General features: G+C 40.4%; 16 protein-coding genes. 9 read left to right on the forward strand and 7 right to left on the reverse strand.

Annotation, left to right across the window (positions count from 1 at the left end):
* Nucleotides 1-1,187: RIP metalloprotease RseP (rseP, locus tag Q0X72_RS09265; RefSeq protein WP_297764417.1), on the reverse strand; the 1,187-nt coding region annotated here is incomplete at its 3' end.
* 161 nt (nucleotides 1,188-1,348) lie between these two features.
* Here rseP and Q0X72_RS09270 point away from each other — a divergent pair.
* From Q0X72_RS09270 to feoB, 3 genes are all read left to right on the forward strand, one after another.
* Nucleotides 1,349-2,023: an SCO family protein gene (locus tag Q0X72_RS09270; protein ID WP_297764420.1), complete on the forward strand. Its 675-nt coding sequence runs from the start codon at nucleotides 1,349-1,351 to the stop codon at nucleotides 2,021-2,023.
* Between the two features lie 138 nt (nucleotides 2,024-2,161).
* Nucleotides 2,162-2,398, forward strand: a complete 237-nt coding sequence (locus Q0X72_RS09275) for a FeoA family protein (protein ID WP_297764423.1) — start codon at nucleotides 2,162-2,164, stop codon at nucleotides 2,396-2,398.
* A gap of 5 nt (nucleotides 2,399-2,403) precedes the next feature.
* A complete protein-coding gene (gene feoB, locus Q0X72_RS09280) occupies nucleotides 2,404-4,626 on the forward strand; it encodes a ferrous iron transport protein B (protein WP_297764425.1) in 2,223 nt (740 codons plus the stop codon).
* 153 nt (nucleotides 4,627-4,779) lie between these two features.
* On the opposite strand, the gene Q0X72_RS09285 is transcribed toward feoB, so the two are convergent.
* From Q0X72_RS09285 to Q0X72_RS09300, 4 genes are all read right to left on the reverse strand, one after another.
* On the reverse strand, nucleotides 4,780-5,166 hold the full coding sequence (locus Q0X72_RS09285) for a DUF423 domain-containing protein (protein ID WP_297764445.1): 387 nt from the start codon (nucleotides 5,164-5,166) through the stop codon (nucleotides 4,780-4,782).
* Nucleotides 5,167-5,339: 173 nt separating this feature from the next.
* Nucleotides 5,340-5,747 (reverse strand): DUF2141 domain-containing protein, encoded by a 408-nt coding sequence (locus Q0X72_RS09290; protein ID WP_297764428.1) that lies wholly within the window; start codon nucleotides 5,745-5,747, stop codon nucleotides 5,340-5,342.
* A gap of 127 nt (nucleotides 5,748-5,874) precedes the next feature.
* On the reverse strand, nucleotides 5,875-6,306 hold the full coding sequence (locus Q0X72_RS09295) for a hypothetical protein (protein ID WP_297764431.1): 432 nt from the start codon (nucleotides 6,304-6,306) through the stop codon (nucleotides 5,875-5,877).
* Entirely contained in the window at nucleotides 6,307-8,349 is a 2,043-nt protein-coding gene (locus tag Q0X72_RS09300; protein WP_297764433.1) for a S9 family peptidase, read from the reverse strand.
* A 226-nt stretch (nucleotides 8,350-8,575) separates the two neighbouring features.
* Between Q0X72_RS09300 and ppk2 (Q0X72_RS09305) the strand changes: the two genes are divergently transcribed.
* From ppk2 (Q0X72_RS09305) to Q0X72_RS09330, 6 genes are all read left to right on the forward strand, one after another.
* Entirely contained in the window at nucleotides 8,576-9,421 is an 846-nt protein-coding gene (ppk2, locus tag Q0X72_RS09305) for a polyphosphate kinase 2 (RefSeq protein ID WP_297764435.1), read from the forward strand.
* A 3-nt stretch (nucleotides 9,422-9,424) separates the two neighbouring features.
* Nucleotides 9,425-10,255, forward strand: a complete 831-nt coding sequence (ppk2, locus tag Q0X72_RS09310) for a polyphosphate kinase 2 (protein ID WP_297764436.1) — start codon at nucleotides 9,425-9,427, stop codon at nucleotides 10,253-10,255.
* Between the two features lie 37 nt (nucleotides 10,256-10,292).
* Nucleotides 10,293-10,694: a hypothetical protein gene (locus Q0X72_RS09315; RefSeq protein WP_297764437.1), complete on the forward strand. Its 402-nt coding sequence runs from the start codon at nucleotides 10,293-10,295 to the stop codon at nucleotides 10,692-10,694.
* Nucleotides 10,695-10,810: 116 nt separating this feature from the next.
* A complete protein-coding gene (locus tag Q0X72_RS09320) occupies nucleotides 10,811-15,145 on the forward strand; it encodes a CusA/CzcA family heavy metal efflux RND transporter (protein ID WP_297764438.1) in 4,335 nt (1,444 codons plus the stop codon).
* A 49-nt stretch (nucleotides 15,146-15,194) separates the two neighbouring features.
* Nucleotides 15,195-15,791, forward strand: coding sequence for an efflux RND transporter periplasmic adaptor subunit (locus Q0X72_RS09325; protein ID WP_297764440.1), 597 nt, complete (start codon nucleotides 15,195-15,197; stop codon nucleotides 15,789-15,791).
* A gap of 60 nt (nucleotides 15,792-15,851) precedes the next feature.
* Nucleotides 15,852-16,193, forward strand: coding sequence for a hypothetical protein (locus tag Q0X72_RS09330; RefSeq protein WP_297764443.1), 342 nt, complete (start codon nucleotides 15,852-15,854; stop codon nucleotides 16,191-16,193).
* 10 nt (nucleotides 16,194-16,203) lie between these two features.
* On the opposite strand, the gene Q0X72_RS09335 is transcribed toward Q0X72_RS09330, so the two are convergent.
* Complete coding sequence (locus Q0X72_RS09335; protein WP_297764447.1) at nucleotides 16,204-17,019, reverse strand: ZIP family metal transporter; 816 nt, start codon at nucleotides 17,017-17,019, stop codon at nucleotides 16,204-16,206.
* 10 nt (nucleotides 17,020-17,029) lie between these two features.
* Nucleotides 17,030-17,677, reverse strand: coding sequence for a metal-dependent transcriptional regulator (locus Q0X72_RS09340; RefSeq protein WP_297764448.1), 648 nt, complete (start codon nucleotides 17,675-17,677; stop codon nucleotides 17,030-17,032).
* Between the last annotated feature and the right edge of the window lie 31 nt (nucleotides 17,678-17,708).

The following is a 17,708-nucleotide window of genomic DNA, read 5'->3' on the forward strand; positions in this document are numbered from 1 at the left end:
ATTGGCAGAATGTTCATAAAAGCAAGAATAATTGATATCAGGGCCGTGGTAGACCAGAAGGCCGCCCAGTTCCAGGTACCGGGAAACATATTCCCAATAGCAGCAAAACCACCAACTCCCTTATAGGCACCCGTCTCAGGATTAAATATCTTTTTAAGTTGCTTTGCGTAACTGGTAAGCGTGTTAACACCTTTTTCTATACCTGCAGGAATAGATTCCAAAAATGTGTATTTTCTAGTCTCCACCTTAAGGATTTCTCTCTTTTCCAGATCGTCATAACTCATGCCTCCCAACCCAACTCCAATAGTGGCCGAATCAGTGATTGACACCGGAATTTGGGTTAAGCCAATACCTTCTCTCTTTACCGTTAAATCTACAGGTTCGCCTTTGTAATTTTCCAGTATGGTCTTAGCTTCATCAAAATAGATAATTTCAATACCCCCGATTGCTACAATTTCATCCTTTACTTGTAACCCGGAATCTTTGTTTTTGGAATCTTCCGATATGGACCCAATGACAAATGGATAGCGGGGACTTAAAAATCGAATCTTGTCTTCATCTTCCAACAGGGTGGCAATAAAGTCGACCGGTATCTCCTGTGTAATTTCCCTCCCATCCCTTTCAATGGTGAATTGATTCCCATTTACTAGTTCAATGAATATTTTATTAAAATCTTCTATCTTATTCCCGTCGACTGATATAATCTTATCACCCGTTTGTATGCCTATTTTATCTCCTATGTTTTGTTCACTTACGTACACCCCATCTTTTAAACTTTCGTTGGAAATAAACTCATCCCCGTAACTCCATGCCAGCCCAATATAGATGATCACTGCCAGGATAAAATTAACGGTAACCCCGCCCAACATTATAATAAGTCGCTGCCAGGAAGGTTTGCTTCTAAATTCCCAGGGCTTTGGTTCTTCAGACATTTGTTCCGTATCCATACTCTCATCGATCATTCCTGCTATCTTTACATAGCCCCCCAAAGGCAACCAGCCTATACCATAAACCGTTTCGCCAATTTTCTTTTTAAAGAGTGAATATTTTATATCAAAAAACAGATAGAATTTTTCTACCCGGGTCTTGAATATTTTGGCAGGAATAAAATGGCCTAACTCATGCAAAACAATTAGCAGGGAAAGACTCATAAAGAATTGTATGATCTGAATAAGTATCGGACTCATTGATGCTTTCTAAAATTAATCGCACAAAAGTACACTTTTAAGGGGTCTTAAAAAAAGAAACTCCTATTGCCGTCAGATTTTTAAGAAAGATTTAGCAGCGATCTGCCACCTCATTTTTTGATTGCGAGACATAGCTGGTGTACCTTTGTAAAAAAGTATGAATGCGAGAGTTCTTTAAAAAGTTCAGGCTGTTGGGGATGGTATTGCTCGCACTTTCTTTGGTTATCGTCTTTCTCTTCTACCGGGCGCTTCAACCAAAAAAGATACTGCCTGTTTATCAACCGGCCGATTTTAATCCGGAACTCGTAGATGCTGACCTGCAGTATGTAAAGAAGTATCATGCGGTGGCTGATTTTTCCCTTGTGAATCAAAATGGACAGACCATTACACAAGCAGATTACAAGGATAAGATCTATATAGCCGATTTCTTTTTTACTACCTGCCCAACCATTTGCCCTATCATGACAGAGAATATGGCCACCATTCAGGAAAAGATCCTGAACGATGATGAGGTGTTATTATTAAGTCACTCCGTTACTCCTGAAATAGATTCAGTGCCCCAATTAAAAAAATATGCCCTTGAAAAAGGAGTGGTCGATCAAAAATGGAATCTGGTTACCGGCGATAAGAAACAAATATATGAGCTTGCAAGAAAATCATACCTCGCTGTAAAGACAGATGGTGATGGCGGACCCTATGACATGATACATACGGAGAATTTTATGCTGATAGATAAGGAAAAGAGGATTCGCGGCACCTATGACGGCACCAATTCAGAGGAAATTGAAGAATTATTGAAAGACCTTGCCATCTTAAAGGCATCTTACAAGGAGTAAAAAAGCACTATATATTTCCTTAGATAGCTTCCACCTAAATCCCTATTAAAATAGGCACTATTTTAATCCAAATATCCACCCCCGTTCTACTTTTTTTCTATTATTTTTGTCCTTACTTAAAATCAATCTAAATAAAAATTGAGCATTACCGTCGTAGATCTTAAAATTGGACAAAAGGGGATCATCCGTGAATTTTCGGATGGTATATTGCCCATAAAACTCCTGGAATTGGGTTGCCTGCCGGGAAATGAGATAGAATTAGTTCAGATCGCTCCATTTAAAGATCCGGTGTATGTCAATGTTAATGGCTCCCATATTGCCATTAGGAGATCTGTCGCCCGGTTGATCGCCTTAGATATCATAGAAGACGTGTAATTACCATGAGTAAGAGCATCAACGTAGCGCTGATAGGAAATCCTAATACCGGGAAGACATCCGTATTTAATGAACTTACCGGACTCAAGCAAAAAGTAGGTAACTATCCGGGAATTACGGTTGAAAAAAAAGAGGGAATATGTAAACTTCCCAGAGGGGTAAAAGCCCATATTCTAGATCTTCCCGGCACCTATAGTCTTAATACTACTTCTTTGGACGAAAGTGTGGTAGTAGAATTGCTACTTAACAGAAACGATAAAGATTTCCCAGACGTTGCGGTAGTTATTAGTGATGTAGAAAACTTAAAACGGAATTTACTGCTGTTTACCCAGATCAAAGATCTGAAGATCCCAACCATCCTGGTTATCAATATGGCAGACCGCATGTCTCGTAAAGGTATTTCGCTAGACATACCTTTGATGGAACAAAAGTTGAATACCAAAATTGCATTGGTAAGTACGCGCAAGAATACCGGGATAGACAGGATCAAGGATCTGATCGCCGACTTTAAGAACCTCTCTGTTAAACCCAATGTAGACACTACGGTCATTGCCCCGGATTATTTTGAACGCTTAAAACGCACCTTCCCAAATGAGGACATGTACAAACTGTGGCTGGTGATCACTCAGGATGTGAATTTTATGCCGATTGAAAAAAAACGGATCCAGGATACTAGTTCATTCAGCACCAAATCCAAATCAGAATTAAAACGACTACAACAAAAAGAGACCATTCTGAGGTACCAATTTATCAATGGTATACTGAAAGAGAGTTATAAAGTAGATCTTATGGCTGCCAAGGGTTTCCGGGCCAGGTTAGACAAGGTCCTTACGCATAAGGTATTTGGCTATCTCATCTTCTTTTTAATTCTGTTAACCATTTTTCAGGCAATCTATGATTGGAGCAGTTACCCCATGGACTTTATTGATGAGTTCTTTGCCTCAGCCAGTGAATGGGTTAAAAATACCCTGCCTCCTGGTGTCTTCACCAATTTGATTGCCGAAGGTATCCTGGCCGGTATAGGTGGAATTGTGATCTTTATCCCTCAGATCGCCTTCCTGTTTCTCTTTATTGCTTTACTGGAAGAATCTGGCTATATGAGCAGGGTGGTTTTCCTGATGGACAGAGTAATGAGACCTTTTGGACTAAGCGGAAAAAGTGTGGTGCCGCTTATCTCAGGAACGGCCTGTGCCATCCCTGCGGTAATGGCTACCAGAAATATAGAGAACTGGAAAGAGCGACTAATCACCATTCTGGTTACCCCCTTTACTACATGTTCTGCGCGACTTCCTGTCTACCTAATAATTATTTCATTGGTCATTCCCGAAGGTCGAATCATGGGGCTTGGTTACCAGGCTTTGACGCTAATGTTATTGTATCTTATAGGGTTCCTTGCAGCCATTTTCTCCGCTATGATCCTGCATAAAATTTTGAAGATTAAAAGTCGCACCTTTTTTGTCATTGAAATGCCTAACTATAAGTTGCCATTATTTAAAAATGTAGCCTATACGGTTATCGAAAAGACCAAAAGTTTTGTATATGGTGCCGGAAAAATCATTCTTGCCATCTCCATAGTTTTGTGGTTTTTGGGATCTAACGGGTACTCTGAAAAATTTGAAAATGCCGAAGATATTGTAAAACAAAGGATCTCAGAGGAAGGATTTACGGCATATAATGTGGCTGATATTGAACAAAGAATAAAGGCCTATGAAGTAGCGATCAAAACCACTCCTTCAATACAGCCAGATCAGTTACAAGATTCCCTGCAACAACAGCTTATTTCTTTGGAAGAACGAGCCAAAAAACAAGAGGTTGCAGGTTATAAGTTGGAGAATTCATATATCGGATTTCTTGGTAAAGCAATAGAACCGTTAGTGAAACCCCTTGGATACGACTGGAAAATTGGCATTGCGGTATTAACTTCCTTTGCTGCCAGGGAGGTCTTTGTTGGTACTTTGGCCACCATATACAGCGTGGGGAATGACGAAGAAGAAACCATTAAACACCGTATGGCTGCTGAAGTTAATCCGGTTACGGAAGAGCCCCTATTTAATTTGGCTTCCGGGATCTCTTTATTATTGTTCTATGCCTTTGCGATGCAATGTATGAGTACCCTGGCAGTAGTTAAAAGAGAAACAAATAGCTGGAAATGGCCCATGGCTCAATTGGTAATTATGAGTTCTTTTGCGTATCTTGTAGCATTGATAGCATATCAATTTTTAAAGTAAGACAATGAGTTTTCAATTGCTTTTAGTGTACCTCACCCTCGCTGTTGCCCTTGGGTATTTGGTGAAGAAATTTCTGCTGCCTAAAAGACTTTGGTCCGGTAAGAAATCTTCCTCAACCGCCTGTGGACAAGATGACTGCGGATGTCATTAGATCTATAAGATATTTGCAATAAAGGAATACCCCAACAATCCCCAACCAATTACCAACAAAAGTCCTCCCAAGGGGGTCACCGGTCCTAACCATTTCCATTTCCTCCCTTTAGACGCGCTCAGGCAGAGGCCGTAAATACTAAATGAAAAAAGGAAGACTCCAAGGATAAAGCAATAGGCCATATAGCTTTCCAAAGGCGTGGTAAATCCCATATTAAACCCCAGAACAAGAAGCAGTATCCCGTGGTACATTTGGTATTTAACACCTGTCTCAAAACTTTTCAATTGATCCTCTGTAAAGGATTTTTTCAGAGTATGTGCGCCAAAGGCGCCAAAGACCACTGCTAACAAACCGTATAAGGCTCCCAGGACCTGTACCAATAAGATCATTTCCATCTTTTGGTTAAAGATAGGTATAAGCCGCGTATTCTTAAAAAACCCTTTCCCATATGCTAAATTATATCTTGATAGTACCATTTATTACTACTTATGAAAAAAGAACCTGCACCGCCAGTACGGTGGTTGCGACCAGAAGGCTATAAAGACAGTAAGGACTAAGGAGACTACAAGTTGATCTTGATAGCTTTATCCGATGAGAGACGGAAGGCACATTCCTTGAAACTGGGAGGGCCAAAGGTCTTCATTCTTGATTGAGAGAAACCTATGGGTTCTTTGGGTATGCCCAGCCAATTGGTATCTAGTATATTGTTTCCATTCTCATCGTGAAATACCGCCAGGGCATACTCACCATTTGGCAAGTTGTTGATCTGCACCTCTGTTCTTCCGGCATTCGCATGGGTGCTATCTGAGAGAAATACACTTTCAAATTTTAAAAAGCCATCCTTTTGGTTATAAATGGCAATATTTATGTTCCCTGAAGAAGATTGCACTCCCTCTACTTCCACCGTAAGTCTATTCTGTGCCAACCCCAGAAATGGTAAAAAAAGTAAGATCAACCTTATATTTTTCATAGATACGTTTAAAACAATATTACCCTTAAACTCAATTTTGATTGCAAAAGTATATGAATCCCATTAAATAGTTTGCGCAATGTTTAGGTGGAAATTTTATAGCTTACATTTTTCTAGATTTTGCATACTAATTTGGTGCTTTTGCCTCCATTTTCTGTGATAATAGCTCAAAAAATTCTTTTGTTTTTAGAGAGTCCTTAAAATTGAAATAGATCTGCGGATCTTCTTTTCGTTCTAATTTGATCTTTGGCTGATCAAGATCATCCACATAAACACGTATTCCTTCTACTCCCTGAAGAGTATCCCTAAAAATTCCTTTTTCAACGGCCCATACGGAAAAGCCGCTTACCCTTTCCATCTCAGGGATCTTGGGTACCATACTCACATTTCCTATATCTGAGTAAATGATCTCCGTGGAATAAAATCCAGAGATCAAATAGACGCGATCTGTTTCCTGGCGGGTCCATGTTTGGGAATGTAAAATAAAGGCAGCCAAACATATCATTACTGTAAGTACTATCACCGTATTCCATAACCAATGTCTTTTTTTACGCCTCATCTAATCCTTATTAGTGGTGCGGTACTTATTCAGCCAGGCCAGGGTATGGGCTACCTTGGTGATAAGGTTACTGGGCTTGTTGGCAATCCCATGACTAGCGCCGGGGATCTCTACAAGGACAGTTTCTATTTTACGTAGTTTTAAGGCATGATACAATTGTTTTGCCTCGCTGGGTGGTGTTCTAAGATCGTCCATTCCTACCATAACCATGGCCGGTGTTTCAATATTACCAACCAGGGATAGGGGAGAAAATTTCCAGTAGCCTTCAAAATTTTCCCAGGGTTGACCGGGGTAGCGAGAGTTGGCATAGCCAAAATAATTATCAGCTACCAGGGTCTTACTTATCCAGTTCATTACTGGCTTGGCTACAACAGCAGCCTCAAATCTGTTATTCTTTCCTATGATCCAGGCGGTCATAATGCCTCCTGCACTGCCCCCTGTTACAAATAACTGATCTTCATGTGCAATGCCTTTGGCGATGCACAAATCTACTCCGTCCATCACATCATCATAGTCCTGCCCTGGGTAATTATTATACAACAGATTACCAAACTCCTCTCCATAACTCGTACTCCCCCTTGCATTCGGATAAAAAACGATATACCCATCGGAGGCATATAGCTGGATCTCTGCTGTAAATCTATCCCCATAATTGGAAATAGGTCCGCCGTGATTCTCTACAAGAAAAGGGTATTTCTTACTGGCATCATATCCGGGAGGATACACCACCCATCCTTGCAGATCTCTTTGGTCATACGATGAAGTATACCAGATCTCTTCTACTTTTCCCAAGTCCCTAAAGTCCATCAAAGCCTTATTAAGGCCGGTGATCTTTGTGGTGGTTCCTTTCTTGGGATCATAGACCGCCAGTTCTGCAGGATATTCTGGTCTGGTTTGAGTAAACGCGATGGTCCCATTATTTGCCACACTAAAAGAGCCGCCGCCGTATGGTCTTCCTATTGAAGTACCACCCACATCTTTCGCAAGGTCCTTTACATTTCCGTTAAAGCCAATATGCGCAATCTTTGTGTTGCCTTTGTCATCATACATAAAATAGAGTCCGCTACCTTTTGCATCCCATTGAAAATCATCTACATCCCTGTCTAGTGACATTGATAGTACCTTCTTATTTTCTCCATCACCGTCCATCAGTTGTAACTGACTAACCTGATAGGCCTGTACCTTGTCTTCGTACCCAGAATATGCAATGGTCTTACCATTAGGAGATACGGCAGGACCCCTGTCCGGACCCTGGCGAATGGTAAGCTGTTTGATGTTTCCATTTAAAACATTGACAGTATATATCTCGCTATTTCTAAAATCGTACTCCCAATCTTCATTCCTGTTGGCAGAAAAATAAAGATCGGTTCCGGATGGTGCCCATGAAATAGAACCCCTGTGCTGAAAGTCGCCTTCAGTAAGTTGTCTGAGTGCTCCGCCATTTGCGGGTATCACAAACAAATGATTAAACCCGGGTGCAATATATCCGCGCCCATCAGCTTCATGATATAACCTATCAGTGATCCTTGGCGTTTCGGCCCAATCGGCACCTTTGGGCTTCTCCGGCAATTTGGCCAGAACCGGTGGTTTTTTAGGAATATTCATGGAAAAAGCCAGTTGATCTCCGTTTGGAGACCATGTTAAGGAGGACGGACTGGAAGGAAGCTGTGAGATCCTTGCAAACTTGCCGGAGCTTACCCAATACATATAGATCTCAGACCCTTCTTCGGTGCTACTTACAAAGGCCAGCCTGTCGCCTTTGGGTGACCATCTGGGACTAGACTCCGACATCTCCCTTGAAGTGAGTTTCTGATGTTGGCTTCCATCTTTTCTGATCATCCAGAGATTTCCTTCTGCACGGTCTGTCATTATATTAAATCCCATTCTTCGGTAAACGATCCAGGAACCGTCTGGCGAGATCTGTGGATCTGAAACATACGACAGTTCAAAAACATCCAGATAACTGAATCTCTTTTTCTGCGCTTCAGTTGTCAGATAGGTGAAAAATATCAGGAAGGTGATTATGAGGTTAATGCGTTTCATAAACAAGGATTTTATCATTAGACTAAACATAATCAATAGGTGTGATTAATACAAGAATGTCCCTCAAATAGAGCCGGGATAGGGAATTAAAAGCCTAACAATTGTTTCCGAAGCCCTGAGACCTTTGAGAAAATTAGTATCTTTATGACGTAAGTAATTTCATCTTATTAAACAGGATTTTAAAAAGCCAACTCGGCTTCTTATTTTTTTAAAGACCAGACTACCCATGTACACCCTCGAAGATTTAAGTCGTGCCAAAAAAAGGAAAGACCTCATCGATATTGCTGAAGATAAGCAGATTAATGTAGTTAAAGCGCTTAGAATGCTGCGCTATGAAGAAGAATTGCGACTGTTGCAGATAGAAATGGTGAATTTCCAAAGATGGGTAAAGAAAAAAGGGTTACGAGTAGCTATTATTTTCGAAGGCCGCGATGCTGCCGGCAAAGGAGGTGCCATTAAGCGCTTTAAGCAACATCTAAATCCTCGATCTACACGCGTGGTAGCCCTTTCCAAGCCAACCGAGGTAGAGCGTGGCCAATGGTATTTCAGAAGATATATTAAGGAACTGCCAAACCCTGGGGAGATCGTTCTTTTTGACAGAAGCTGGTATAACCGGGCCGTGGTAGAACCTGTGATGGGTTTCTGTACCCCAAGGGAATATAATCAGTTCATGGTTCAGGTCCCCGGCTTTGAACATATGCTGTACGAGGATGGTGTCCATATCATCAAGTTTTGGTTTTCCATCTCCAAGAAAGAACAAAAAAAACGCATAGAATCCAGATTGCTGAATCCCCTGAAAAAATGGAAATTCAGTCCGGTAGACAAGAGGGGGCAGGAACTCTGGGACAAGTATACCTATTACAAAGAACAAATGTTCTCAAAGACCCATTCTACTTTTAGCCCCTGGATCATAGTACGCGCCAATGACAAAAAAACAGCCCGCCTTGAAAGTATGCGCTTTGTACTCTCTAATTTCGACTATACAACCAGTCATAAAACAAAAATTACCATTTTGCCTGATCCTAATATAGTCTTGCGTTATTACAGGCAAATAGAACAAATAGATATTTAGGCTATGAATAAAACTGCAGCACAAAAACTAGATCTTAGCAAAGAGGACCTTGAGCTTCTCAATTCTCCCTTGGGGAAGAAAATGCTACTGGCCGACAAAAAAACGAACGTTGAAAAAGCGTTACGCCTTATTAAAAGTGAAGAAGAATTCCATGCGCTGCAAGCCAAGATCATAAAGCTGCAGAATTGGGTAATAACTAAGAATAAGAAGGTGGTCATCATTTTTGAAGGAAGGGATGCCGCTGGAAAAGGAGGGGCTATCCGCAGGATCACAGAACACATCAATCCTCGGCATTTCCGCATCGTTGCCCTGTCTAAACCAACCGTAGAGGAACAAGGACAATGGTATTTTCAGCGCTATGTCAACCAATTACCTAAACCCGGTGAAATGGTGTTTTTTGACAGAAGTTGGTACAACCGGGCAGTGGTAGAACCAGTTAATGGCTTTTGTACCAAAACACAGTACCGCAGTTTTATGGCACAAGTGAATAATTTCGAAAATATGATCATGGATTCCGGGATCTATTTGATCAAATTCTACTTTTCCATCACGAAAGAACAGCAGGCAATGCGTTTCAAGGATATCCAATCCGATCCTTTGAAACGATGGAAGATGACTGATGTAGACCGCAAGGCACAAGAGCTATGGGATCTGTACACGGAATTTAAGGTCAAGATGTTTGAACATACCAATTTGAAAACTTCTCCCTGGGTGATCATTGAAGCCGACCGTAAAACTGAAGCACGTATCAAGGCACTCCAGTATATAATTGATACTATTCCATATGAGGTTCCTGAAGATAATGTTGAAGAAGGAAAGAGTTTAACTTCCTAATTAGGCGTAAAATTGGTATCTTAGTTACCTCTAAGCCATGACAAAACTGTTATCCATATTAGCCGCTTTGCTTATCTTAATCCAAAGTTTTAATATAAGTTATGGAGATATTGCTCAATTAGATGAGTTGTTAGAACATGCAGCGTTCCACAAAAAACAATATGGCGATAACTTGTTTGTATTCATCTCCAAGCATTACGGGGAATTAAAGGAAGATCATCATAAGAAGCATGCAGAAGAGCATGAAGAACATGAGAACTTACCCTTTCAACATAATTCCTGTACTCACCATATTGTTAATGCCCTTGTGCTTTTTCCAAATTCAATTACCAGGGAAAAATATGAGGTAAACTCTAGACAGGGAGATGACTTCTATTATCTCCAGAGCGATTCTTCAGGGCACCAATCAGGCGTTTTTCAGCCTCCCAGACACGCATAATTCTCAGTACTTTTCTTTAAGTACTATCTCTGGCGATCCAGATATTAAATGGAGTTAAAATTAGACTACAAATCCCATTTTTCGGGTAAGTTCTCTTATTAATACGTCTTTGAATTATGCTTTCATATATCATTAATTTCAGTATTCGGAATAAATTCCTGGTGCTACTTTTTGTAGTATTCATCATGGGCTATGGTTCTTATTCCCTGACACAAATACCAATAGGTGCAGTACCCGATGTTACAAACAATCAGGTACAGGTGATCACTACCTCCACCAGTTTGTCTACCCAGGAAATGGAAAAGTTCATCACCTATCCGGTAGAGCTCGAAATGGTAAACCTACCCGGGGTAAAGGAGATCAGATCCGTTTCAAAATTCGGATTGTCTGTGGTTACCATAGTTTTTGACGATGAGATGGGTACCTTTTTACCGCGTCAATTAATCGCTGAAAAGATCAAATCTGCTTCAGAAAAAATTCCTCAGGGCTTTGGAAGTCCGGAGATGGGACCTATCACAACAGGATTAGGGGAGATTTATCAATATACCCTTGAAGTAGAGCCGGAATACAAAGACCGGTATTCCCCAACGGATTTACGTACAATTCAGGATTGGGTCGTAAAACGGCAGTTATCAGGAATCCCGGGAGTAGTAGAAGTAAATACCTGGGGCGGAAAATTAAAACAATATGAAATTGCCATCAACACCCAACAGTTGAATGCAATGGATATTACTGCCGGCGATGTATTTACTGCCCTTGAAAACAACAACAGTGTTTCCGGAGGTGGGTATATTGAAAAGGAAAGTGAAGTTTATTTTATCAGAGGCGAAGGCTTGGTAGGCTCTATAGACGATATTAAGGAAATTGTTGTTAAAAACAAGGACGGAGTTCCTGTTCTAATTAAGGATATTGCAGAAGTGGGCTTTGGCAATGCCCTCCGTTTTGGGGCAATTACAGGAAACGGCGAAGGTGAGAAAGTGCTGGGACAGGTTATGATGCTGAAGAATGCCAATTCAAAAAAAGTAATAGAGGCAGTTAAAGAACGAGTGTTAAACATATCAGGTTCATTGCCAAAAGGAGTCTATATCAACGCGTTTCTGGACAGAAGCGAACTAATTGAAAGAACTACGACCACAGTTACAGAAAATCTGCTATTGGGATGTCTTATAGTAGTTTTTGTTGTGGTTTTACTGCTCGGAAATTTAAGATCAGGACTGGTTGTAGCCTCCGTAATTCCATTAAGTTTATTGTTTGCCTTATCGCTCATGTATCTCTTTGGGGTAGATGCCAATCTTATGAGTCTTGGTGCAATTGATTTTGGGATCATTATTGATGGTGCAGTTATCATTGTTGAATTCATAGCCTTTGAAATTACTACAAGAGCTAATCAATTTCGCAGCCTTAAGAAACATGCTCAAAAGGAATTAAAAGATACCATTGTTCAGAATGGGGCTACCAAGATGATGAATTCGGCTATTTTTGGACAACTAATAATCCTGATCGTTTTTATTCCGATCCTCTCACTGAGCGGCGTAGAGGGAAAAATGTTCAGACCTATGGGTCTTACCTTTAGTTTTGCGCTCATAGGGGCCATGATTCTTTGTCTCACTTATGTTCCGGTTATTTCCTCTATTTTCTTAAAACCATCTCAACAAACAGATAAAAACATTGCTGTGCGTATTATAAATTGGCTATATGCCCTTTATACCCCTGCACTTCACTGGGCACTTCAAAAGAAAAAAATAGTACTAGGGGTTGCTTTGGCCCTCCTTGTTTCTGCCGTACTACTTTTTGTCAACATGGGTAGTGAATTTATTCCAACGCTAGATGAAGGTGATTTTGTTATTCAGCCGGTGTTGAAAACAGGCACTTCTCTAAGCGAGACCGTTAAGATCACAACAAATATTGAAAATATTCTATTAGAACAGTTTCCTGAAATAAAACAAATTGTTACCCGTATAGGTGCCGCCGAAGTTCCAACAGATCCTATGTCTATGGAGGAAAGTGATGTTATAATAATTCTTAATCCAAAACGTACCTGGACCTCTGCAAAAACCAAGGATGAACTGGCTGAAAAATTCAAAGAGGCTTTGGAAATAATTCCTGGGATGCAAATTGAATTTACACAACCCATAGAAATGCGGTTCAATGAACTGATCACTGGAGTAAGGGCCGATGTTGCCATTAAAATCTTTGGGGAGGACTTAAATATCCTCACGAAAAAGGGAGAGGAAATAAAAGCACTTATTAAGGATGTAGAGGGTGCAGAAGATATTACTGTTGAAAAGATTGTGGGCCTTCCTCAAATGAACGTATCCTATGACCGTTCCAAATTGGCCCGCTATGGACTAAATATTGAAGAACTGAACAAAATGATATCGATGGGCTTTTCAGGTAATATTGTGGGTAGTGTCTTCGAGGGAGAACGCAAATTTGATATGGTTGTAAGACTGAACCAGGAACAGAGAAAAGGGATTGACGATCTAAAGAATTTGTATGTGGATCTACCTTCGGGAGGGAAAATTCCACTAGCCCAGGTAGCCAATATCACATACAAGAAAGAAGCAGCTAAAATAGCCCGCGATAATTCACAAAGAAGAATCGTAGTAGGTGTCAACGTTCGAAATCGCGACCTGCAGTCGGTCGTAAACGACATACAACTACTCATAAATGAGAACATTTCACTTCCGGTAGGATATACGATCAGCTATGGGGGGCAATTTGAAAATCTAAAGAGCGCCGAAGCCAGGCTGAAGGTAGCGGTTCCCATTGCTTTGATCTTAATCTTTGTTCTACTCTTTTTCACTTTTGATTCGGTCAAAGACGCACTTTTAATCTATTCGGCCATTCCCCTATCTGCTATTGGAGGAGTCTTCTTGCTTTGGATGCGGGGTTTGCCTTTCAGTATTTCTGCAGGGGTAGGCTTTATTGCTCTTTTTGGTATCGCAGTACTCAATGGAATAGTACTTATTGAACATTTTAAGGAACTTAAACGTCAAGGATTTGCAGATATGGAAACACTCATAAAACAAGGAACTAAAGACCGGCTAAGACCTGTATTATTGACAGCGGCGGCAGCGGCCCTCGGGTTTTTGCCCATGGCCATCTCTACTAATGCCGGAGCAGAAGTACAAAGGCCCCTTGCTACGGTTGTCATTGGCGGTTTGGTTTCTGCAACCTTTTTAACCCTGGTAGTACTGCCGGTGTTGTATGCCCTTTTTAATAGTTCCTATACCCATCGAAGATTGCCGGGGAGAATCTCATCAAAGAAAACACTAGGAATACTCTTTATCTTGATGTCTTTAGGAATCTCTGGTCAAACAACTCCCTTGGGTTTGGAAGAAATGATCCCTATTGCACTAAAAAACAATGCAGGTTTAAAGGCCTCTAAATTGAAGTTGGAAAGATCGGAAGCCCTAAAAGGAGTAGCCTTCAATTTTGACAAAACGGAGGTTTATTATACCTATGATCAAAATAATTTAGCCACGAACGGATTACCGATAGACGTATTTGGAATAAAACAAGATCTCCTGTTCCCCACAGTATACGGTGCACAAAGAAAAGTGCAAAAAATGCAGGCACAACTTGATAATGATTCGTATGAAATTCAAAAAAAGTTGGTCCTTAAAAAATTGACCGAAGGCTATTATGACTACCAGGTAAAAAAAGAAAAGGAACTTATCTATGACCGATTAGATAGTCTTTACAAACGATTTGACTATGCTGCCAAACGCCGATTTGAATTAGGTGAAACCAATTACCTTGAGAAGGTGACGGCTACCGCCAAACAAAGGCAGATCGAAATACAAAAAAATAAGGCTGTCAATGAAGTAGAAAAATCCTACACCGCCCTTCTTCAGATCCTTCAAATATCCGATACTGTCAATATTTTGATGGAACCGATGAAGAAAGCAGACTTAGAGAAACGACAGATAGATGATTCACCAGAAATAGCCCTTTACCGCAACAAGAACCTGCTCGTTAAGGCAGAAAATCAATTAGAAAAACAACGTCTGCTACCCGATATAGCGTTGGAATATTTTCAGGGAACCAATGCTCAACTTAATAGCAATGTAAACGGTTATCTTGTAGGATTAAGAATACCTCTTCTATTTAGCGGGCATGCTTCTAAAATAAAAGCTTCTTCTATTGAAAGAGAAGTAGTTGCAAATGAAGGTATTGAATATGAAAGCCAGCTTAAAACAAAATGGAAGATCCTTCAAGCTTCTTTTCTTCAAAATAAAAAGGCATTAGCCTATTATGAAACGCAAGGGAAAACACTTTCAGATGAAATTCTGAAAACTGCATCCAGTAGTTTTAGAAATGGAGAAATAGACTTCTTTCAATACATACAAAGTATTGAGAATGCTTATGAAATTATTCTGAATTACCTCGATAGCCTCAATGATTATAATCAGACCATCATTGAGATCAATTATTTAACCCTTTAATAAAAAGACTATGAATCGCTTTTTATATTTTATATACACTCTAATTATATTGACATTAGTACTTGGTTGCAAGAATAAAGAAGCTGAAGTTACGAACGAAACCGTTAAGGCGACAGGTATTATAGAAGTTCCTCCGCAGAACAAAGCAGTTGTGAGCGCGTTCATTGGTGGGTATATAAAAGATACACCATTACTTATAGGTGATGAGATTAAAAAGGGGCAGTCGTTACTTACTATTGAGAATCCGGAGTTTGTGACTCTTCAACAAAACTATCTTGAGACCCGTCAACAGCTATCATTCCTAAAGGCCGAATATGAGCGTCAAAAACAACTTATTGCCGAAAATATCTCATCGCAAAAGAGCTTCCTAAAAGCCGAAAGCGATTACAAGGGTAAATTGGCTCTGTATAACGGTCTGAAACATAAGCTTAAAATGTTGAATTTTTCTATCGAAAAAGTGGAAGAAGGTGACATACGGTCTGTGGCCACTATTTATGCCCCCATTTTCGGAAGCATAACAAAAATGAATGTTTCCAAAGGCATGTATGTTTCCCCTTCAGATGAGATCCTTGAGATCACGGACAATGATCATATTCATCTGGAATTAAGTGTCTTTGAAAAGGATATCATGAAATTGCTCAAGTGACAGGTTATTTGGTTCACTATTCCTGAAGTCTCAGAGGAAGTATTTGAAGCTGAGGTATATTTGATCGGAACTAATATTGAAAAGAACAGGACCATTAAAGTGCACGGTCATTTAATAGATGAAGACAAGGATACTTTTTTAACGGGTATGTTCGTTGATGCTGGTATCGTTACTTCATCATCAATTAAAAAAGCATTGCCCACCTTAGCCGTGGCCGAATTAGACAACACGTACTACGCGCTTAAATTAATTTCAGAAAATGAGGCAGGTTACGTCTTTGAAAAAGTACCGTTTAAGCCTGGCGAAGAGTTCGATGGGTTTACGGCACTAGAATCATTTGAAAGCGCAGATGTAGAATCGCGTTTTCTGATCAAAGGAGCTTTTCCTCTTTTGACCGAATAAGTAACGGTTATTAGCCAAGGCCAACATCGAGGGCCATCATAATGATAAAACCACCAATAAATCCCATGGTGGCAATATCAGTATATTTATCTTGCTGGGTTTCCGGAATCACCTCTTCCACCACTACAAAGATCATGGCCCCTGCGGCAAAGGATAATGCATAGGGCAAGATAGGCTGAAAAGTAAGTACTGCCCAAGCACCTAAAACCGCCGCAATAGGTTCTACAATGGCTGAAGCCTGCCCGTATAAGAAACTCCTAGTCCTAGTTAGCCCTTGTCTTCTTAAAGGCATGGCCACTGCAAATCCTTCGGGAAAATTTTGAAGTCCGATCCCCAATGCCAATGCTACTGCTCCTCCAATATTAGCGCCTTCAAAGCCTGCCGCCACTCCCCCAAAAAGAACTCCCACAGCCAATCCTTCCGGAATGTTGTGCAATGTTATCGCCAGTGTTAATAAGGTAGTACGGTGCCAGGGGGTTTTTATCCCTTCTGTTTCCTTGAAGTTAATGTGAACATGAGGCAGTATTTTGTCTAATCCGAAGATGAATGCTGCTCCTAATAAAAATCCTATAGCTGCAGGGATCACTTTTACAAACCCTTCGCCAGGGCTCATTTCTATGCCGGGTGCCAGCAGACTCCAAAAACTTGCCGCTACCATGACACCTCCTGTAAAGCCCAGCATTCCGTCTAAAACAGCACGGTTCATGGTCTTAAATAAAAAAACAAGCGCGGCCCCAAGAGCAGTGAGTCCCCAGGTAAATAGAGTGGCGTATAAAGCCGCTAAAATTGGGTTAATTGTTTCGAAGTAAGTAATGATCTGTTCCAAGGCCATAAGACTATTTCATTAAGAGATTAGAGGCTATTCTGTTGGATAAATGAAGTTTTCTATCCCTAATTTTTATATGAATTGAGTCATCGAAAGCCTCCTTTTCCAAAATATGAATCTCGTCACCGAGGGCTATTTTATTCTTGTCCAAATAGTTAAGAAAAGACACTGAGGTATCCCTGACACCCACACAAATTGAAGATGAATTTATAGGCAACACACTTAAGATATGAGTATGTTGTTTCTCCAATTCGCCGTTTTTATCCGGAATAGGGTCCCCGTGAGGGTCAGATTTTGGAAAACCCAGCAACCTGTCTAATTCATTAATAAGTTTTTCGCTTTCTATATGTTCCAGTTGTTCAGCTACTTCGTGAACCTCATCCCAGGCAAAATTTAGTTTTTCGACTAAAAATGTCTCCCATAATCTGTGTTTACGAATTACGGTCAGGGCTTTTATTGAGCCCGTACTTGTAAGGGAAACACCTTGATACTTTTTGTAGTTCAGAAGGCCTTTATCCGATAATTTTTTTACCATATCCGTCACAGATGAAGGCTTTGTTTGCATATACTCAGCAATGGAATTGGTGTTTACGGTGCCCGTCTCTGAATCTTCCAGATGGTACACAGCTTTTAGATAATTTTCTTCGGATTGTGTCATTTCTTTTTCCTTGTACACAAAAATACATTTT

Origin of the sequence: uncultured Muriicola sp. (genome assembly GCF_947258935.1) — a bacterium.
In the GTDB taxonomy this organism is placed as follows: domain Bacteria; phylum Bacteroidota; class Bacteroidia; order Flavobacteriales; family Flavobacteriaceae; genus Muriicola.